Source organism: Streptomyces sp. yr375, from assembly GCF_900110755.1.
Lineage (GTDB): Bacteria > Actinomycetota > Actinomycetes > Streptomycetales > Streptomycetaceae > Streptomyces.
The window spans coordinates 1-18,264 of record NZ_FOFF01000080.1 but is presented as its reverse complement, the minus strand read 5'-3'; the positions used below and the strand labels follow the sequence as shown (position 1 = coordinate 18,264).

Here is an 18,264-nt window from a genome sequence, read left to right as displayed (position 1 = left end):
TTCTTGACGCCCCAGTCCCAGTCCTTGGCCGTGCGCTCGTTCACGCCGACCTGCCTGGCCGCCACCCGGCGTGCGACACCGGCGGCCCGAAGCCGCTCGTACTCGTCGCGCCCGGGATGCCGCCGCGACACGCGCACCGAGCTCCGTCCGGCCTTCCGAGCCCAGCCGAAGGCAGTGTTCCGGTTCACCCCCAGCTCGCGCGCCACCACGGTCACGTTCCCCACAGCATCCAGCCGCGCAAGGAAACGCTCCCTCAACCCCGAAACATCATCGCGTCCAACGGCCACGGTCCTCGCAACTCCCACAGATCGCGGGTGTTGCGAGGACCGTCAGAACCCAAGCTGCCGGGGGCCTTCCTCGTCCCGCGCCGCCGACTCCGTGAGCGTGTCGGTGCTCATGACCCTCAGGGTTGCCTCCGGCCGCGTCCCAGGAGCCACAGCAGATACGGCCCGCCGACCAGCGCGGTCAGCGCGCCGACCGGGATCTCCAGCGGCGGCAGCAGCGTACGGGCCACCAGATCGGCCGCGACCAGGACGAACGCCCCCGTCAACGCACTGTTCAGCAGCGGCAGTTGGGGCGTACGGGTGAGACGGCGGGCCAGTTGCGGCGCGGTGAGGGCGACGAAGCCGATCGGGCCCGCCGCGCCCGTGGCGGTCGCCGCGAGCACGACCCCGAGGAGCGTCAGGGCGAGCCGCACCCGGTCCACCCGTACGCCGAGCGCCGCCGCGGTGTCCGCGTCGAGGCCGAGCGGACGCAGCGCCCGGCTCGCCCACACCAGCGCGGGCAGCGCGAGCAGCAGGACGACGGCCAGCGGCCCCGCCTGCTCCCAGCCGCGCCCGTTGAGGCTGCCGGTGAGCCAGAGTTTGAGCTGCTCGGCGGCCTCCAACTCGCTGTCGGTGAGGTAGAGCTGGACGACCGCGGAGAGCGCGACGCCGATGCCGACGCCGGTCAGCACGAACCGGTTCGGCTGCATCCCGCCGCGCCACGCGAGGACGTAGACGAGGCCCGCCGCCGCGAGACCGCCCGCGACGGACACGGCGGGCAGCGCGCCGGGCGACGCGACGACGCCGGTGGCGAGGGCGAGGACGGTCGCGGCGGCGGCCCCGTGTCCGACCCCGATCACGTCCGGACTGGCCAGCGGGTTGCGGGTGACCGTCTGCACGAGCGCCCCGGACAGTCCGAGGGCGGCCCCGACGAGCGCCCCGAGCACGATCCGGGGCACCCGGAGTTCGTTCACGACCAGGTCGTACGGGCCTGCCTCACCCCGCAGGGTGCGCCAGACCTCGGTCGGTGAGACGTACGTCTGCCCGAGACAGGCGGCGGCGAGCATCACGGCGGCGAGGAGCAGCAGCAGCGCCACGGCGACGTAACCGGAACGGCGGTGGAGGAGGAGGGAGACGCGGGGGAGGGGGCGCAGGACGGTGAGCCCGGGGGGAGCCGCAGGGGTAGTGCGGGTAGTGGGGGTGGTGGGGCTGGTAGGGGTCAACTCGCCGTTCCTTTCCTGCGCACCAGCACCACCAGCACCGGAACCCCCACCAGCGCCGTCATCACCCCGGCCGGCACCTCCGCAGGAGCCCGCACCACCCGCCCCGCCACATCCGCGAGCAGCAGCAACGCGGCCCCGAGCAGCGCCGACAGCGGCAGCACCAGCCGGTGCGCACCGCCCCGGACGACCCGCCGCGCGAGATGCGGCACCGCCAGCCCCACGAACGCGATCGGCCCCGCCGCGGCCACCGCGGACGCGGTCAGCAGGGTCGCCCCGAGCGCCGCGCACCCCCGTACCGTGTGTACCCGGTGCCCCAGCGCCCGGGCCGTCTCGTCGCCGAGGGCCAGCGCGTCCAGCCCCCGCGCACAGGCCAGCACCAGCACCGCCCCCACCGCCAGGAACGGCAGCATCCGTACGACGGTGTCGGCGTCGCGTCCGCTCAACGCGCCGACCTGCCAGAACCGGAACTGGTCGAGGGTCGCCGAACTCGACGTCAGGACGACGGTCGTGGCACCGGCGGTCATCGCGGACAGCGCCGTACCGGCCAGCGCCAGCTTCACCGGCGAGGCCCCGCCCCGGCCGCGCGCGGCGATCGCGTACACCAGGCACGCGGCGACGACCGCGCCGGCGAAGGCGTACCAGACGTAGCCGGAGAAGCCGTTCGCGAGGCCGAGGGCGATGGCCAGCACGACGCCCGCCGCCGCGCCCTGGCTGAGGCCGAGGATGCCGGGGTCGGCGAGCGGGTTGCGGGTGACCGCCTGGAGGGCGGCCCCGGCGAGCCCGAGCGCCGCTCCCGCCGTCAGCCCGACCTCGGTACGCGGCAGCCGCAGCGACCGTACGACGAGCGCGTCCGGTGAACTCCCGCCGTGCAGCAGGGCGTCGAGGACGGCGGACGGCGGCACGGCGCGGGTGCCGACGGCGAGGCTGAGCAGGGCCGCGGCGGCCACCAGCAGGGCGGCCGCCGGCCAGGCGAGGTGTCTCATGGGACGGCGGTCGGCTACTTGCCGAGGCGGTCGGCGAGTTCCGTCACGACCAGACGGGCCGCCGTGGGGCCCGCGTTGAGGTACCAGGGGTCGTCGTCGACCTGGACGGCGTGACCGGCCCGCACCGCGCCCATCCCCTTCCACAACGGCCCGGCGACGACGCTCGCGGCGTCCGTCTTGGCCGCGTCGCCCTGCACCGAGTAGAAGATCCAGTCGCCGTCCGCGGTGTCGATCTTCTCGGCGCTGATGTCCTCCGAAATGTCGTTGAACTGCTGCGGCTTGGGGCGGGCGAGCCCCATGTCGACGGCGATCGACCCGGTGAAGGAGGACACCCCGAACATCCGGGCGCGGTCGGGCGTGAAGCGCACCATGGAGACGGTCGGGTCGCCCGCGACCGCGTCCCCCTTCGCCTTGGCGTCGCCGACGATCCCGTCGAGCAGCTTCTGCGCCGCCTGCCCCTTGCCGATGGCCTCGCCGACGAGCAGCAGGTCCCGCTTCCAGTTGATGCCCTGTCCGGCGGTGACCACGGTCGGCGCGATCTTCGACAGCTTGGGGTAGAGGTCGCCGAGGGAGTTGTTGACGAGGATCAGGTCGGGCTTCGCCGCCGCGAGGGACTCCAGGTTGGGCGCCTGCCGGGTGCCCGCGTCGGTCATCGCGGCGAGCTCCGCCTTGTACTGCGGGAAGGCGTCCGTCAGATAGTCCGGGACGAGACCGGCGTTGTCGGCGCGGGTGGAGGCGGCCGGGACGACACCGAGGCTCAGCAGGTCGTCGAGCTGTCCCGTGCTGAGCACGGCGATCTTCTTCGGCTCCGCCGTGACGGTCGTGGCGCCCTTGAAGTGCTTGACCGTGCGCGGGAACGTTCCGTCGGCGTCGGTGTCCGCGCCCATGCCGGCGGCGAGGGTGCTCGGCGCGGCGGAGGGTCGCGCGGAGGCTCCGGCCGAGGCCGAGGAGTCGGACGGGGACTTGGCATCGTTGTCACCGCCGGTCGAACACCCGGCCAGGAGCCCTCCGACGACGACGGACACACCCAGGGCGGTCCAGGGGGTCCGGGCGGTCCGGGCGGTCCAGGGGGTGGTCCGGGGGGTCTTGTTCAACGTACGCACAGCACTGCTCCGACCTGCTCCGATCACATTCACTAAGGCGAGCCTTACCTTAGATGGTGTCGGCGTATGGTAGAGACGGGAGGCCTACACGATGACCGTTCAGCTAAACCACACCATCGTCGCCGCACACGACAAGCGCGCCTCGGCCCGGTTCCTGGCCGAGCTGCTCGGCCTGGAGGTGAGCGAGCCCTACGGCCCGTTCCTCCCCGTCGAGATCCCGAACGGCGTGACCCTCGACTACCTTGACGCGCAAGGGGAGATCACCCCGCAGCACTACGCGTTCCTGGTCTCCGAGGGCGACTTCGACACGATCTTCGCCCGCGTCCGCGCGGCCGGCCTGACCTACTGGGCCGACCCGTCCCACCACCGCCCCGGTGAGATCAACCACAACGACGGCGGCCGGGGCACCTACTTCGACGACCCGAACGGCCACCACCTGGAAATCCTGACCCGGCCGTACGGAAGCGGCTGAGGTCGTCGGCGGTTGACGTAGTCGGCGGTTGAGATCGCCGGGTCAGGACACGGGGAACGACTCGCCGTCGCCGTAGGACCGTACGACGGCCCCGCCGCCCGGAGCGGGGCGCACGGAGTGGGCGCGCCCGAGCCCGGCGACCCGCACCAGCGGCCCGCTCCCGACCTCCACCGCGGTGTTCTCGTCGATGGCGACCCCGTGCGCGAGCCGCCCGCCGGCCACGACGGCGACCAGCCGCCCCAACGTCCCCCACTGCGCGGCGTGCACGTCCACCCCGAACGGCACGAGCCCCAGCCCCGGCCGCACCTCGACCTCCTCGAGATCCTCGGCGGCGTCCCCCGGACACACGGCGACCCCGTCCACCAGCCACCCCCCGACGACCGCGTCCCGCGCGGCGACCACGGCCCCCGCGGAGAACCCGGCATAGGGAACGCCACGCTCGGCGATGAGGGCGGCCAGCGCTTCGAGGCCGGACCCGGATGCTCCGGTTGCGGCGAACGCCTCCTGATACGCGGGCGTCAGCCCACCGCAGACGACGACCCCGGCCACGTCCTCGGAGAGCGCGGCGACGTCGAACCGCTTCCCGACCGGCACCAGCGACGGCACGGGCACGCACTCCCCGGCCTTCCGCAACGCGCCGTCGTACCGCGCGAACTGCTCGCCCCCGTCCCCCTCGTCGACGACCACGCACAGAACCCGGGGAGCCGTGCCGTCCCCCGACTTCGCGGACGCGGCCCGCAGGAACGGCCCGTACACGGCGTCGGCGACGGCCTCGTCCCACCCGCCGCCGACCAGGAACACGCGACCGTCAGGCACCCGCCAGCCCCTTGAGCCCGTCGTACGCGGACATGACGATCTCCACTCCCCGGGTGTCGTCGGCGGGTTCGCGCATCTGGTTCGTCACGTACGCCACCGTCATCCGCGCCTCGGGGTCGATCATGACGAGCGAGCCGCCCCAGCCGCCCCACCCGTAGGTGGTGCCGAACCGCCCGTACCCGAGGCCCCAGCTCACCGGCATGCCCAGGACGCGGTCCTCGCCGCTGAACTGCTCCTCCCACGCCCGGTCGCGGCCCGCCCGCGACAACAGCCGCACCCCGCGCACCGCACCCCCGCAGGCCATCACCGACTGGACGAGGGCCACCGAACGGGCGTTGCCGAAGCCGCTCGCCGCGGGGATCTGCGCCCGCCGCCAGGCCACGCTGTTGCCGTCACGGAGCCGGATCGCGGTCGCGGTGTTCGGGACGGAGGTGTCGGCCGCGCCCGCGATGTAGTCCTCGTCCTGGGACGGCGGCGGGAGCGTCCGCGCCACCCGGTGGTCGTGCTCGGCGGGCAGTCCCATACGGAAGTCCGCGCCGAGCGGCCCCGCGATCTCGGCGGCGAAGAACTCGCCCGGGGTCTGGCCCGTGATCCGGCGCAGCACCTCGCCGACCAGGAATCCCTGGGTGAGGGAGTGGTATCCGACCGCGGTGCCCGGCTCCCACTGCGGTGCCTGCGCGGCGAGGCGGGCGGTGGCGGCCGGCCAGTCGTAGAGCTCCGCCACCGGACCGTGCCAGTCGGGCAGGCCCGCGGTGTGCGCGAGCAGGTGCCGTACCAGCACGCTGTCCTTGCCCGCCGCCGCGAACTCCGGCCAGTAGCGGGCGACCGGCGCGTCCACGTCGAGTTCGCCGCGGTCGGCCAGGACCAGCGCGCACAGGGCCGTCATCGTCTTGGTGACGGAATAGACGTTGACGATCGTGTCCCGCTGCCACGGCACCGTGCGCGCCGCGTCGACGAACCCGCCCCAGACGTCCACCACCGGCTCACCGTCCACGAAGACGGCCACCGAGCCGCCCGCGTCGCCGCCGTCCAGCAGCGCGGCCAGCGCCATGGGCACCGCGGTGAAAAGATCATCGTACGAGCCCTGAACAGCCGCAGTATTAGCCATGCTGGCTATCTAGCCCTCACGGAGCCACGAGAGGCAACCGAATTCCGCACGCGCACGGCCGCTGTCGGCTACTGTCCGGGACCGCGCGGTAGTTTCTCCGCAGGCGGGGTGGCCTGCCCGCCCATGTCGAGACGGAACGGCGGGTACTCGTCGGTCATCAGCGAGGCATAGGCGGCCACCCGTGCGGCCCAGCGGACGAGGCCGAGCAGGAAGTCGAAAAGCGGCATCGGGTAACGGCCGGTGAACGCCAGAATGATCACGGCGACCAGGGAGAGGAAAGGAATCAGCCCGCCGTGATACCAGCCGTCCCCGCTGCCCGAGCCCCATCCCCAGTCACCGACGAACATCCCGACGACGATGTACTGCGGGATCGCCAGCAGCCACCACTTCACCAGGACCAGACCGCGCGAGAGGCGCTCGGGATAGGCGACGTCGAACCGCGCCGGGTAGTCCGGCACGTCCGCGAGGGTGAACGGCGGGTACTGGTCGGTGCCGAGCGCGGTGTGGGCGTAATAACCGACCCGCCAGTTCCAGCGCAGCACGCCGACATTGAAGTCGAAGAGCGGCCGGGGATATCGGGCGGTGAACAGGATGGCGAAGAACGCGATGACCGTCACCACGGAGAACGCGATCCACAGGAAGAACAGCACGATGTAGTGCGGAATGGCCAGAAGCCACTTCACCAGCCACATCCATCTGGACAACCGCGGATCGAGAGACGCCTCGATATGCACGGGCGAGGACGGATTCCTGATCATGAATTCAGACTCGCACGCAAAACAAGACCCCGCGACCGGGGCAATCCCCCTACCCGCCGAAAACAGAAACCTGCGGCGAGACGGATTCAGCCCCGCTCATCGTTCGATGAAACAGGGGTCCGGCCACGCGGTGATCGGTTCGTCGGAGACTGAGTAGATCTCCAGGAGGGAGAGGTATCCGCCCTTGGCGAAGACCATGACACCGGCCGAGTGTGGTGCGTAGTACCCGGCGTCCACGGCCGGATTCGGGTGCGCTGGAGCAGGAGCCACCGCCGTACGGTCGACTTCCAGATCGACTGTCACGCAGCCGCAGCCACATCTGCCCACCACCCGCGTGTGTGGGATCTGGGCCAGCAGGGCACTACGCACCGGATCCGAGCCGGCCAGCAGTGCCCGCAGAGTCGCTGCGGCTTCCGCCGACAGTGGCTCAGCCATCAGCCATCAGCCATCAGCCTTGGCCACGCCGATCGGGCAGGAGACGCCGGTTCCGCCGATGCCGCAGTAGCCCGCCGGGTTCTTGTCCAGGTACTGCTGGTGGTATCCCTCGGCGGCGTAGAAGGTGCGGTCTTCCGCCGGGAGGATCTCCGTGGTGATCGGGTCGTGGCCCGAGGCCGTCAGGACCTGCTGGTAGGCGTCGCGGGAGGCCTCGGCCGTGGCTGCCTGGGACGGGGAGTGGGTGTAGATCGCGGAGCGGTACTGAGTGCCGACGTCGTTGCCCTGGCGGAAGCCCTGGGTGGGGTTGTGGGACTCCCAGAACGTCTTCAGGAGGCGCTCGTAGGAGATCACCGCCGGGTCGAAGACCACCCGTACGACCTCCGTGTGGCCGGTGTGACCCGAGCAGACCTCCTCGTAGGTGGGGTGCTCGGTGTGGCCGCCCTGGTAGCCGACCAGGGTCGTCCACACGCCTGCCGGGAGCTGCCAGAACTTGCGCTCCGCGCCCCAGAAGCAGCCCATGCCGAAGTCGGCGACCTCGAGGCCCTCGGGGTAGGGGCCGAGCAGCGGGTTGCCCAGGACCGTGTGCCGGTCGGGCACGGAGTACACCGGCTCCGGGCGACCCTGCAGAGCCTGGTCGGGCGTCGGGAGCTCGGGCTTACGGCTGTGCAGGAACATGCGGTCTCCAAGGGGGGATTTGAGGGTCCGTGCATGTCAACGTGCACGGGGCCCACCGAATTCCGGCCCGGCCCCGGTCAGTAGCCAGGTCGGCAGCCCGATCAGCGGCCCGGGCCGCGCCGGCCCATCCGCGTCGACGTCGGCCCGACCGCGTCGGCCCGCTGCGCTTCTCCGTCCCGCCGTAGGCGCGTAGGCGCGTAGGCACGTAGGCACGTAGGCACGTAGGCCGGCGGGCGCCGGGCGGACGGGCCCCCGTCGGCCCGCCGCGAAGCCGAGGCCCCCCGGCTCTCGCTCGCCCCCCGCACCCCCCGCCTCAGTGCGGCAGCGTTGCCGGGCTGCCGCCGTTGGCCTCGTAGCCTGCGACCGCCAGTGCGCGGAAGACCGCGAACTCGCCGGCCGGGTCGGGGGAGAGGGTCCAGGGGAGGGCGCCGACGTGGCCGTCCACGTGTATGAGCTGGTTCATCGCCTCCGACCAGCGCTCGGCCCGCACCAGGAAGAACACCAGCAGGTGCCGCACGTGCGCCAGCATCGGGTCGTCGGGCCGGGCCGCGTGCACCGCGAACAGGGCGCCGTGCATCGCCTTCGTCACGACCTCGCTCTGGTAGAAGCCGCTGACCAGGTTCACCTCGGGGAGGTGCTCGAAGACCGCGAACAGGGGCATGGCCGCGAGGAGCGACCCCTTGGGGGCGCGCGCCGCTGCCGCCTCCGCGAACGCGTACGCCAGCTCCCGCGACCCGTGCCACTTCTCGCACCAGTAGTGCAGCGCCGCCAGATGCGCCCCCATGTGCGCCGGGGCGCGGTCCAGAATCTTCAGCCAGAGCTGCTCGAACTCGGCCTGCGAGTACTCCAGACCACGCGCCACCGACAGCTCGACGATGTACGGGACCGGGTCACCGGGCGACAGCAGCGCCGCCTGGTCGCAGGCGTCCTTCGCCTCCTCCATGATGATCCGGAAGTCGTCCGTGCCCCGCGTCGACGTCCGCCACGCCTGCTGCACCAGGAACTCGGCGTGCACCGCCGCACCGCCCGCGTCCTTCGGCGCCTCCGTCCGCCACACCCGCAGCCACTGCCCGCCCGGCGTCTCGTTGACCCCGCCCGGCCGCTGCTGCAACTCCAGCGCCGCCGCACCCGCGAAGGCCTGCACGCGCTGCCAGCGCAGCTCGCCGCCGGTCTCCGTGCCGGCCAGCAACTGCTGCGCCGCCCGGTAGTCCTGCGTGTGCTGCACCACGTCCAGGACGTCCAACAGGTCGTGGTCGGCGCCGGGCATCCGGATGTCCAGCTCCTCCGTGAGCGCGAAGCCGTACGTCGCCGGGTCCGCGGCGTCCGGGTGGTCCGCCGGGACCAGCCCGACCAGGCCACGCCTGCGCCGCAGCAACGGCAGCACCACGAAGCCGATCATGATCAGCGCCATCAGGACCCAGAGAATCTCCATGCCACAAGCGAACCAGACCACGCAGACAATTGGCCAACCCGCCCCCGAACCTGTGGATAACTCCCCTCCCCAGGCCATGCCCGTCAGGCGGCCGGACCGCACCGAAGCCGTGAGCGCACTACGCTCGGTGCCCATGAGCGACAGGCACATCAGTCAGCATTTCGAGACCCTCGCGATCCACGCGGGCAACACCGCCGATCCCCTGACCGGCGCGGTCGTCCCGCCGATCTACCAGGTCTCGACCTACAAGCAGGACGGCGTCGGCGGCCTGCGCGGCGGCTACGAGTACAGCCGCAGCGCCAACCCGACCAGGACCGCCCTGGAGGAGAACCTCGCGGCCCTCGAGGGCGGCCGCCGAGGCCTCGCGTTCGCTTCCGGACTGGCGGCCGAGGACTGCCTGTTGCGTACGCTGCTCAGCCCCGGCGACCACGTGGTCATCCCGAACGACGCCTACGGCGGCACGTTCCGCCTCTTCGCGAAGGTCGTCGCCCGCTGGGGCGTGGAGTGGTCGGTCGCCGACACCGGCGACCTCGCCGCCGTACGGGCCGCGATCACCCCGAAGACCAAGGTCGTATGGGTGGAGACGCCCTCCAACCCGCTCCTCGGCATCACCGACATCGCCGCCGTCGCCCAGGTCGCCCGGGACGCCGGCGCCCGCCTCGTCGTCGACAACACCTTCGCCACGCCGTACCTCCAGCAGCCGCTGGCGCTCGGCGCGGACGTCGTCGTGCACTCCCTGACCAAGTACATGGGCGGCCACTCCGACGTCGTCGGCGGCGCGCTCGTCACCGCCGACGCCGAACTCGGCGAGGAACTCGCGTACCACCAGAACGCGATGGGCGCGGTCGCCGGGCCCTTCGACTCCTGGCTGGTGCTGCGCGGCGCGAAGACGCTGCCGGTGCGCATGGACCGGCACAGCGCGAACGCCACCAAGGTCGCCGACATGCTGACCCGGCACGCGCGCGTGACGAACGTGCTCTACCCGGGACTGCCGGAGCACCCCGGCCACGAGATCGCCGCCAAGCAGATGCGGGCCTTCGGCGGCATGATCTCCTTCCAGGTCACCGGGGGCGAGGAGGCGGCCGTCGAGGTCTGCAACCGCGCCAAGGTGTTCACCCTCGGCGAGTCCCTGGGCGGCGTCGAGTCCCTCATCGAGCACCCGGGACGCATGACGCACGCGTCCGTGGTCGGTTCGGCGCTGGAGGTCCCCGGCGACCTCGTCCGGCTGTCCGTCGGCATCGAGAACGTCGACGACCTCCTCGAGGACCTCCAGCAGGCCCTCGGTTAGACAACAGGCCCTCGGCCCCCGCCAGCCGCCGGGGCTACCAGTCGGTCAGGGGTGGAGTCGTCTGCGACGGCGGCTCCACCCAGGGCTGCGCCACCACCGCCCAGACCGCGAACGCCACGATCGCCGCGCACAGCAGTACCCACAGCAGCCATCGGGCGATCGTCCGGCGGCGCAGCATGCGACCGCCACGGCGTACGACGTCCGCGTGGAGCTCCGGCGGCACGTGCGGCGGCGTCCGCTCCATGAGCTGCCGGACGGCGGCCTCGCGCTCGGGCCGGTTCACGAGGCCGCCGCCTTCGCCGGGCGCACCACGGGCGCCGGGCCGCGCGGCGGATGCAGCAGCGTCGCCGTCGCCCGGTCGCAGACCGCGCGGACCCGTTCCGTCGGCAGTCCGAGCAGGGCCGCCACCTGTTCCTCGGCGACACCCTCGTAGAGCCTGAGGACCACGATCAGGCGCTCCTGGGGGGTGAGCCGTGCCAGTGGTGCCCCGGCCGCGGGGGCGGCGTGCGGGCGCGCGCGGGCCAGGGGCAGTGCGTCGTACCACTGCCACGCGTACTGGTGCCACGCCTCGTGCGCGAAGCGGGTGGCCAGATACTCGCGGGCACGGTTGTAGGGGTCCTCGCCGTGCAGTCGGTGCCAGCACGCGTACGTGCGCGCGAGGGCGAGCGTCAGCAGGCGGCACGCGCGCGGGTTGGCGTCCGGCGCTTCCGCCGTGAGCAGGGTGGCGGCGTGCAGCAGCCGCCCGCCCGCGCCCGCCACGAACGCCTCGAACTCCCGTGCCCGGTGGGCTTCCTGGGCCGCACGCCGGTCTCGCACACCGACCCTCCCGCCTGACGGCGTCCCCCTGAACGGCGATCCGCCCCGGTCTCATATGAGGCCAGGAGCGGGCTGTCGGTCAAGAGCCGCGCACGCCCGCAGGCGTACCGGTCGCAGGCTCAACGGCTCACCGGTCGGCGGGCGGCGCTCAGGACGTCGTCGGGGACGGCTCCGTGCCCGTGACGCCGTGGGCCGCCATCCGGGAGGACAGCGCGGTGTTGAAGCGGGTGAGGAGATCGCAGAACGCCTCGCGCTCCTCCGGCGCCCAGTCGTCCGTCAACTCGGCCATCAACTGCCGCCGGGAGGAGCGGACCTCCTCGAGACGCGACTGCCCGCGCGGGGAGAGCTGGAGCACCACGGCCCGGCCGTCCTCGGGGTGCGACGTCCGCTTGACCAGGCCGGTGTCGACGAGCGGGGCGACCTGCCGGGTGACCGTCGACGAGTCGATGCCCATGCTCGCGGCGAGCGCCTTGACGCCCATCGGGCCTTCCTTGTCGAGGCGGTTGAGCAGCAGGTACGCGGCGCGGTCCATGGAGTTGCGGACCTGCCCGACACCGCCGAGCCGGGTCTGTTCGGCACGGCGTGCGAACACCGCGACCTCGTGCTGCAGCGTGTCGAGGAGACCGGTGTCACCGACGGTCGTCATGTCCATCGACATTTCAGGTGTTGTGGGCATGGCCGGGGGCTCACTTCATGAAGGGGCTGCTGGATTGGGGGACAGAGTACGCGGCTGGAAGGCGGGTCGTACCGGCGCTGCGGAAACCGGTCTCGGAGGTTGGTCACAGCGGCCGTTCCCGCCTGTGAACTGCGATGCTGGAGTCATGAGCTACAGCACGGCTGACTCCTTGCGCCACGTCACCCTCGACGATGTGCGCGGCGCCCAGAAGATGCTGTCGGGCGTGGCGCGGGTGACCGCGATGGAGGGCAGCAGGCACCTGTCCCAGTTGGTCGGCGCGCCGGTCCACCTCAAGTGCGAGAACCTCCAGCGGACGGGATCGTTCAAGCTGCGCGGCGCGTACGTCCGGATCTCCGGGCTGCTGCCCGAGGAGCGGGCCGCCGGGGTCGTCGCGGCGAGCGCGGGCAACCACGCGCAGGGCGTGGCGCTGGCGTCGCGGGTGCTGGGCGTGCGGTCCACGGTGTTCATGCCCAAGGGCGCCCCGCTGCCGAAGATCAGCGCCACCCGCGAGTACGGCGCGGAGGTGCGGCTGCACGGCCAGGTGGTCGACGAGACGCTGGCCGCGGCGCAGGAGCACGCGGCCGGCACGGGCGCGGTGTTCATCCACCCCTTCGACCACCCCGACGTCATCGCCGGGCAGGGCACGGTCGGCCTGGAGATCCTGGAGCAGTGCCCGGAGGTGCGCACGATCGTCGTCGGGATCGGCGGCGGCGGTCTGGCGGCGGGCATCGCGGTCGCGGTGAAGGCGCTGCGGCCGGACGTGCGGATCGTCGGCGTGCAGGCGGCGGGGGCCGCGGCGTACCCGCCCTCGCTGGCGGCCGGACGCCCGGTGTCGATCAGGAACCCGGCGACGATGGCCGACGGCATCAAGGTCGGCCGGCCCGGTGACGTGCCGTTCGCCCTCATCGGCGAGCTGGTCGACGAGGTGCGCACGGTGACGGAGGACGAGTTGTCCACCGCGCTGCTGCTGTGCCTGGAGCGGGCCAAGCTGGTCGTCGAACCGGCCGGGGCGAGCCCGGTGGCCGCGCTGCTCAGCGACCCCGGCGCTTTCGAGGGCCCGGTCGTCGCGGTGCTGTCGGGCGGCAACGTCGATCCGGTGCTGATGCAGCGGGTGCTGCGGCACGGCATGGCGGCGCAGGGCCGCTACCTCGCCGTACGCCTGCGTCTGACGGACCGGCCGGGCGCTCTCGCGACGCTGCTCGGGGTGTTGTCGGCGGTCGACGCCAACGTCCTCGACGTGAGCCATGTGCGGACCGACCCCCGGCTCGGGCTGACCGAGGCCGAGGTCGAACTGCACCTGGAGACCAAGGGTCCGGTGCACTGCGCCGAGGTCGGCCGAGCCCTGCGCGAGGCCGGCTACCTCGTCATCGACTGAGGTCAGAGCCCTGTTCGTCACTCGTTCGAGAAAGTCCGTTGTGAGACGCGATACATCGCGTTATGGTGTGTCTCATGCCACTCACTCCTGTCCTTATCGGGCGGGATGAAAAGTGCAAACCTAGGCTTTCCGAAGAATCCTCAACGACGTGGAGACTCATATGCCAGGCGCCATCTACGCCGAAGGCCTGGTGAAGACCTTCGGTGACGTAAAGGCTCTGGACGGCGTCGACCTCGACGTCCCGGAGGGCACGGTCCTGGGCCTCCTCGGGCCGAACGGCGCGGGGAAGACCACCACGGTCCGCTGCCTCACCACACTGCTGCGCCCCGACCGCGGCCGGGCCGTGGTGGCCGGCCTCGACGTGCTCAAACACCCCAACGAAGTGCGCCGCTCGATCGGCCTGTCCGGCCAGTTCGCGGCGGTCGACGAATACCTCACCGGCCGCGAGAACCTCCAGATGGTCGGCCAGCTCTACCAGATGAAGTCCGGCGCGGCGAAGGCCCGGGCCGGCGAGCTGCTCGACCAGTTCGACCTCGCGGACGCCGCCGACCGCACCGCCAAGACCTACTCCGGAGGCATGCGCCGCCGCCTCGACCTGGCCGCGGCCCTGGTGGTCTCACCACCCGTGATGTTCATGGACGAGCCGACGACCGGCCTCGACCCGCGCAACCGCCAACTGCTGTGGGAGGTCATCAAGCGCCTGGTCTCCGGCGGTACGACGCTGCTGCTGACCACCCAGTACCTCGAAGAGGCCGACCACCTCGCGCACGACATAGCCGTCGTCGACCACGGCCGTGTCATCGCCCGCGGCACCTCCGACCAGCTCAAGGCCCGCACCGGCGGCGAGCGCGTGGAGGTCGTGGTGCACAACCGCGAGCACATCACCACCGCCGCGGAGGTCCTGACCGGCTTCGGCAAGGGCGGGACGACGGTCGAGCAGCACACCCGCAAGCTCACCGTGCCCGTCTCCGGCGGCGCGAAGCTCCTCGCCGAGGTCATCCGCGAGCTGGACACCCGCGGCATAGAGATAGACGACATAGGCCTGCGCCGCCCGACCCTCGACGACGTCTTCCTGTCCCTGACCGGCCACGTGGCCGAAGCGAAGACCGACGAGAGCGACGAGAGCGACGAGAGCGACCAGGCCGGCAAGGGCGACCAGAACAAGCAGACCAACGAGACCGTCGCGAGCGATGAGACCAACGCGAGCGACGAGACCGTGGCGAACGAGATGAACCGACGCAACGGACAGAGCGAGAGAGAGACCGCCAAGTGAGTGCCGTCACCGACGCCGTACGCCGCGCGGCGCCCAAGCCCGCCCATCCGCTCGGCCAGTCCGTCCACGACTCACTGGTCGTTGCAAAGCGCAACCTGATCAGGATGTCCCGCATCCCGGAAATGGTCATTTTCGGGCTCATCCAGCCGATCATGTTCGTGGTGCTGTTCACCTACGTGTTCGGCGGCTCCATGCAGATCGGCGGCAGCACGAGCCCCACCGCCTACAAGAACTTCCTGATGGCCGGCATCTTCGCGCAGACCGTCACCTTCGCCACCGCCGGTGCCGGCGCGGGCATAGCCGACGACATGCACAAGGGCCTCATCGACCGCTTCCGCTCCCTGCCCATGGCGCGCGGCGCGGTGCTCACCGGCCGGACCCTCGCCGACCTCGTACAGACGGCGCTCACCCTGCTGGTGCTGGCGGTCGTCGCCCTGCTGGTCGGCTGGCGGGTCGGCTCCGACGGCTACACCAACGCCGCCCGGGTGCTGGCCGCCTTCGGCCTGCTGCTCCTGCTCGGGTACGCGTTCACCTGGATCGGCGCCCTGATAGGCCTGAGCGTCCGCACCCCTGAGGCGGCCACCTCCGGCGGGCTGATCTGGCTCTTCCCGGTGACGTTCATATCCAACGCGTTCGTCGACACCAGCAACATGACGCCCTGGCTGCGGCACATCGCCGAGTGGAACCCGTTCAGCGCCACCGTCCAGGCGTGCCGGGTGCTCTTCGCCAACCCCGGCCAGTCGCAGTCCGACGCCTGGCCCATGCAGCACCCGGTCTGGGCCTCGCTGGTCTACTCGATCCTGATCATCCTGATCTTCCGGACCCTGGCGGTCCGCAAGTACCGCTCGGCCACGGCATGACGGCATGACGGCATGACGAAACCCCCGGCGCACTGGGGCGCCGGGGGCTCGTAGGAACGGGAATAAGGGGGATCAGCCGCTGTAGGGCACGGCCGTGAGGATGCGTACGGAGGCCTTCTTGCCGTTCGGCAGCTCGTACTCCGCGTCCTCGCCGACCTTGTGACCGATCACGCCGGTGCCCAGGGGGGACTGCGGCGAGTAGGTCTCGATGTCGGAGCTCGCGTACTCGCGCGAGGCGAGCAGGAAGGTCATGGTGTCGTCCTCGTCGCCGTCGAAGGCGATCGTCACGACCATGCCGGGCGCCACTTCGCCGTCCGTGGACGCGGGGGCCTCGCCGACCTGGGCGTTCTCGAGAAGCTGGGTGAGCTGGCGCACCCGGAGCTCCTGCTTGCCCTGCTCCTCCTTGGCCGCGTGGTACCCACCGTTCTCGCGCAGGTCCCCCTCCTCGCGCGCGGCCGCGATCTTGGCGGCGATCTCCGTGCGCGCAGGACCAGTAAGGTACTCAAGCTCGACCTTGAGCTTGTTGTACGCCTCCTGGGTCAGCCAGGTGACGGACTCGCTGGTCTGGGTCACAGGTGCTCCTCGTCGGTACCGGGAATACAAAGCATCGCCCTACCCAGAAGCATGTTCCTCAGGTGATGGGCGAAACCACGAGCCTAACAATTCAGTGGCCGAAGGGGGAGGACATAAGCCCTCAGAAATACGTCAACGCAGGTCAGTGCCTACGTATTGCGTCAGCCGGCGTGACAGCCGAGCAGCTCCGCCGTGGTGCCCCGCGCCGTCGTACGCAGCGTGACCACCTTGTCGATGCGGGTGTCCGCACCGGAGAAGCGGAAGTCCGCCCGGCCCACCTCGGCGCCGTCGGCGGCCTGCGAGCGGACCGTGCAGTAACCGCTCGCACCCGAGTCCTTGCGGACCTCCAGGTGGAGTTCGACGGCCTCGTCCGAGGTGGCCTTGAAGGTGATGACCTCGGCGCTGATCTTGACCTGGCCGACGTAGTGGTAGGCGAAGTAACCGACCAGCGCGACCAGCAGCGCGCCCAGCACGGCACCGACGATCTTGAGCTTGTGGTCGCCGCGCTCGTCCGAGGAACGGCCGTAGCGGCCCTCGGGCAGTCGCGTGCTCGCCGTGCTCATGATCGTCCTCCCGGCGCGGAATTATTCGCCCCCCGATTCGGTCACTATAGAAGCCTGCGATCGCGCCGGTTCACACCGGGCGCCGACTTACCGAGGATTGAGTCTTGACTGACCAGCTACGACTGATGGCCGTCCACGCGCACCCCGACGACGAGTCGAGCAAGGGCGCGGCCACCATGGCGAAGTACGTGTCCGAGGGGGTGGACGTGCTGGTGGTGACCTGCACGGGCGGGGAGCGCGGCTCCATCCTCAATCCCAAGCTCCAGGGCGACAAGTACATCGAGGAGCACATCCACGAGGTACGCAAGAAGGAGATGGACGAGGCTCGCGAGATCCTCGGCATCAAGCAGGAGTGGCTCGGCTTCGTCGACTCGGGTCTGCCCGAGGGCGACCCGCTGCCGCCGCTGCCCGAGGGCTGCTTCGCCCTGGAGGACGTCGACAAGGCGGCCGGCGAGCTGGTGAAGCAGATCCGCGCCTTCCGTCCCCAGGTGATCACCACCTATGACGAGAACGGCGGCTATCCGCACCCCGACCACATCATGACGTACAAGATCTCGGTGGTGGCGTTCGAGAGCGCGGACGACGCCGAGAAGTACCCCGAGGCCGAGTTCGGGCCGGTGTACCGGCCGCTGAAGCTGTACTACAACCAGGGCTTCAACCGGCCGCGCACCGAGGCCCTGCACCACGCGCTGCTCGACCGGGGCCTGGAGTCGCCCTACGGGGACTGGCTGAAGCGGTGGGACGAGTTCGGGATGCACGAGCGCACGCTCACCACGCATGTCCCGTGCGCCGACTTCTTCGAGATCCGCGACAAGGCGTTGATCGCCCACGCCACGCAGATCGACCCCGACGGCGGCTGGTTCCGGGTGCCGATGGAGATCCAGAAGGAGGTCTGGCCCACGGAGGAGTACGAGCTCGCGAAGTCCCGCGTCGACATCTCCCTCCCCGAGGACGACCTCTTTGCGGGCATCCGCGACAATGCCTGACATGAGCGCAAGCGTGAGTCTGGCAATGACGCACCTCGTCCCCCTCGCCAAGGAGGTCGACGAGAACAAGGTCACTCCCGGCGTCCTCGGCTTCATCGTCTTCGCGGCGATGGCGCTGGCGGTGTGGGGCCTGATGAAGTCCATGAGCAAGCACATGGGCAAGGTCGACTTCAAGGAGTCGACGACCACGGACGCCTCCGGCGAGACGGCCGCGGCGACTCCGGCGACCTCGGAGAAGACCTCGCCCGCGAAGGGCTGAACGACCGACGGCGACACGGACGACGGCAGAGACGACGGCACCGACGGCCGGGCCCCTGGGCCGCCGGTGCCCACGCCGGGGCCGCCCAGCCCCGCCCCGCCACGTGACCATGCGCGCGGTCGGCCGGTGGCAGCACCCCCGCCCGGCGGCGCTGCCCTGCCCCCGCCCTGCGCTCGCCCGTGTGTCAGCCCCTCGCCCGGGTGTCAGCCCCTCGCCCGGGTGTCAGCCCCTTGCCTGGGTGTCAGCCCCTGCCCGGGTCTTAGGTTTCCCGCCTGGGTGTCAGCCCCTGCCCGGGTCTTAGGTTTCCCGCCTGGGTGTCAGCCCCTG

21 protein-coding genes are annotated in these 18,264 nt (G+C 71.2%); 7 read left to right on the top strand and 14 right to left on the bottom strand.

The genetic code is table 11. The features are described from left to right. Nucleotides 1-403: 403 nt before the first annotated feature. Genes BMZ82_RS38085 through BMZ82_RS38075 form a run of 3 tightly spaced genes read right to left on the bottom strand, consistent with a single transcriptional unit; the run spans nucleotide 404 to nucleotide 3,500 of the window. On the bottom strand, nucleotides 404-1,486 hold the full coding sequence (locus BMZ82_RS38085; protein ID WP_093781980.1) for a FecCD family ABC transporter permease: 1,083 nt from the start codon (nucleotides 1,484-1,486) through the stop codon (nucleotides 404-406). After that, nucleotides 1,483-2,469 carry a FecCD family ABC transporter permease gene (locus BMZ82_RS38080; RefSeq protein WP_093781979.1) on the bottom strand — a complete coding sequence of 329 codons (987 nt, stop codon included), beginning with the start codon at nucleotides 2,467-2,469 and terminating at the stop codon, nucleotides 1,483-1,485. The genes BMZ82_RS38085 and BMZ82_RS38080 overlap by 4 nt, the downstream gene beginning before the upstream one ends. A 14-nt stretch (nucleotides 2,470-2,483) precedes the next feature. Beyond that, nucleotides 2,484-3,500, bottom strand: coding sequence for an ABC transporter substrate-binding protein (locus tag BMZ82_RS38075; RefSeq protein WP_093781981.1), 1,017 nt, complete (start codon nucleotides 3,498-3,500; stop codon nucleotides 2,484-2,486). A gap of 163 nt (nucleotides 3,501-3,663) precedes the next feature. Between BMZ82_RS38075 and BMZ82_RS38070 the strand changes: the two genes are divergently transcribed. Continuing rightward, on the top strand, nucleotides 3,664-4,044 hold the full coding sequence (locus BMZ82_RS38070; RefSeq protein ID WP_093781978.1) for a VOC family protein: 381 nt from the start codon (nucleotides 3,664-3,666) through the stop codon (nucleotides 4,042-4,044). 42 nt (nucleotides 4,045-4,086) lie between these two features. Here the strand turns inward: BMZ82_RS38070 and BMZ82_RS38065 are convergent, their stop codons facing one another. The 6 genes from BMZ82_RS38065 to BMZ82_RS38045 all read right to left on the bottom strand — a co-directional run bounded on the left by BMZ82_RS38065 (nucleotide 4,087) and on the right by BMZ82_RS38045 (nucleotide 9,268). Further along, a complete protein-coding gene (locus tag BMZ82_RS38065; protein ID WP_093781977.1) occupies nucleotides 4,087-4,860 on the bottom strand; it encodes a type 1 glutamine amidotransferase family protein in 774 nt (257 codons plus the stop codon). Beyond that, on the bottom strand, nucleotides 4,853-5,968 hold the full coding sequence (locus BMZ82_RS38060; RefSeq protein ID WP_093781976.1) for a serine hydrolase domain-containing protein: 1,116 nt from the start codon (nucleotides 5,966-5,968) through the stop codon (nucleotides 4,853-4,855). The genes BMZ82_RS38065 and BMZ82_RS38060 overlap by 8 nt, the downstream gene beginning before the upstream one ends. A gap of 68 nt (nucleotides 5,969-6,036) precedes the next feature. Continuing rightward, nucleotides 6,037-6,726, bottom strand: coding sequence for a DUF4389 domain-containing protein (locus BMZ82_RS38055; protein ID WP_093781975.1), 690 nt, complete (start codon nucleotides 6,724-6,726; stop codon nucleotides 6,037-6,039). Between the two features lie 96 nt (nucleotides 6,727-6,822). Beyond that, nucleotides 6,823-6,996, bottom strand: coding sequence for a hypothetical protein (locus BMZ82_RS41125; protein ID WP_177244868.1), 174 nt, complete (start codon nucleotides 6,994-6,996; stop codon nucleotides 6,823-6,825). A gap of 171 nt (nucleotides 6,997-7,167) precedes the next feature. After that, on the bottom strand, nucleotides 7,168-7,836 hold the full coding sequence (gene msrA, locus BMZ82_RS38050; RefSeq protein ID WP_093781974.1) for a peptide-methionine (S)-S-oxide reductase MsrA: 669 nt from the start codon (nucleotides 7,834-7,836) through the stop codon (nucleotides 7,168-7,170). Between the two features lie 313 nt (nucleotides 7,837-8,149). Further along, nucleotides 8,150-9,268, bottom strand: a complete 1,119-nt coding sequence (locus tag BMZ82_RS38045; RefSeq protein ID WP_093781973.1) for a hypothetical protein — start codon at nucleotides 9,266-9,268, stop codon at nucleotides 8,150-8,152. A 133-nt stretch (nucleotides 9,269-9,401) separates the two neighbouring features. Here BMZ82_RS38045 and BMZ82_RS38040 point away from each other — a divergent pair, with 133 nt between their 5' ends. Further along, complete coding sequence (locus BMZ82_RS38040; RefSeq protein WP_093781972.1) at nucleotides 9,402-10,556, top strand: cystathionine gamma-synthase; 1,155 nt, start codon at nucleotides 9,402-9,404, stop codon at nucleotides 10,554-10,556. A 34-nt stretch (nucleotides 10,557-10,590) separates the two neighbouring features. On the opposite strand, the gene BMZ82_RS38035 is transcribed toward BMZ82_RS38040, so the two are convergent. The 3 genes from BMZ82_RS38035 to BMZ82_RS38025 all read right to left on the bottom strand — a co-directional run bounded on the left by BMZ82_RS38035 (nucleotide 10,591) and on the right by BMZ82_RS38025 (nucleotide 12,030). Further along, nucleotides 10,591-10,839 (bottom strand): hypothetical protein, encoded by a 249-nt coding sequence (locus BMZ82_RS38035; RefSeq protein WP_093781971.1) that lies wholly within the window; start codon nucleotides 10,837-10,839, stop codon nucleotides 10,591-10,593. After that, entirely contained in the window at nucleotides 10,836-11,372 is a 537-nt protein-coding gene (locus tag BMZ82_RS38030) for a sigma factor-like helix-turn-helix DNA-binding protein (RefSeq protein WP_093781970.1), read from the bottom strand. The genes BMZ82_RS38035 and BMZ82_RS38030 overlap by 4 nt, the downstream gene beginning before the upstream one ends. A gap of 148 nt (nucleotides 11,373-11,520) precedes the next feature. Further along, nucleotides 11,521-12,030 (bottom strand): MarR family winged helix-turn-helix transcriptional regulator, encoded by a 510-nt coding sequence (locus tag BMZ82_RS38025; protein WP_093781969.1) that lies wholly within the window; start codon nucleotides 12,028-12,030, stop codon nucleotides 11,521-11,523. A 163-nt stretch (nucleotides 12,031-12,193) separates the two neighbouring features. On the opposite strand from BMZ82_RS38025, the gene ilvA reads away from it, so the two are divergent. The 3 genes from ilvA to BMZ82_RS38010 all read left to right on the top strand — a co-directional run bounded on the left by ilvA (nucleotide 12,194) and on the right by BMZ82_RS38010 (nucleotide 15,556). Beyond that, nucleotides 12,194-13,423 (top strand): threonine ammonia-lyase, encoded by a 1,230-nt coding sequence (gene ilvA, locus BMZ82_RS38020; RefSeq protein ID WP_093781968.1) that lies wholly within the window; start codon nucleotides 12,194-12,196, stop codon nucleotides 13,421-13,423. A gap of 160 nt (nucleotides 13,424-13,583) precedes the next feature. Further along, the gene (locus BMZ82_RS38015; protein WP_256252332.1) at nucleotides 13,584-14,696 is read left to right on the top strand and encodes an ATP-binding cassette domain-containing protein; all 1,113 of its coding nucleotides are present in this window, start codon (nucleotides 13,584-13,586) and stop codon (nucleotides 14,694-14,696) included. Then, entirely contained in the window at nucleotides 14,693-15,556 is an 864-nt protein-coding gene (locus BMZ82_RS38010; protein ID WP_093781967.1) for an ABC transporter permease, read from the top strand. The genes BMZ82_RS38015 and BMZ82_RS38010 overlap by 4 nt, the downstream gene beginning before the upstream one ends. A gap of 72 nt (nucleotides 15,557-15,628) precedes the next feature. Here BMZ82_RS38010 and greA read toward each other — a convergent pair whose 3' ends face one another. Together greA and BMZ82_RS38000 are read right to left on the bottom strand one after the other, a co-directional pair. Then, nucleotides 15,629-16,129 carry a transcription elongation factor GreA gene (gene greA / locus BMZ82_RS38005; RefSeq protein WP_093781966.1) on the bottom strand — a complete coding sequence of 167 codons (501 nt, stop codon included), beginning with the start codon at nucleotides 16,127-16,129 and terminating at the stop codon, nucleotides 15,629-15,631. Between the two features lie 161 nt (nucleotides 16,130-16,290). After that, nucleotides 16,291-16,692: a DUF4307 domain-containing protein gene (locus tag BMZ82_RS38000; protein ID WP_093781965.1), complete on the bottom strand. Its 402-nt coding sequence runs from the start codon at nucleotides 16,690-16,692 to the stop codon at nucleotides 16,291-16,293. A 125-nt stretch (nucleotides 16,693-16,817) separates the two neighbouring features. Here BMZ82_RS38000 and mca point away from each other — a divergent pair, with 125 nt between their 5' ends. Both mca and BMZ82_RS37990 read left to right on the top strand, forming a co-directional pair. After that, on the top strand, nucleotides 16,818-17,678 hold the full coding sequence (gene mca / locus BMZ82_RS37995; RefSeq protein WP_177244869.1) for a mycothiol conjugate amidase Mca: 861 nt from the start codon (nucleotides 16,818-16,820) through the stop codon (nucleotides 17,676-17,678). Further along, nucleotides 17,671-17,937, top strand: coding sequence for a hypothetical protein (locus BMZ82_RS37990; RefSeq protein ID WP_093781963.1), 267 nt, complete (start codon nucleotides 17,671-17,673; stop codon nucleotides 17,935-17,937). The genes mca and BMZ82_RS37990 overlap by 8 nt, the downstream gene beginning before the upstream one ends. The last annotated feature ends 327 nt before the right edge of the window (nucleotides 17,938-18,264 follow it).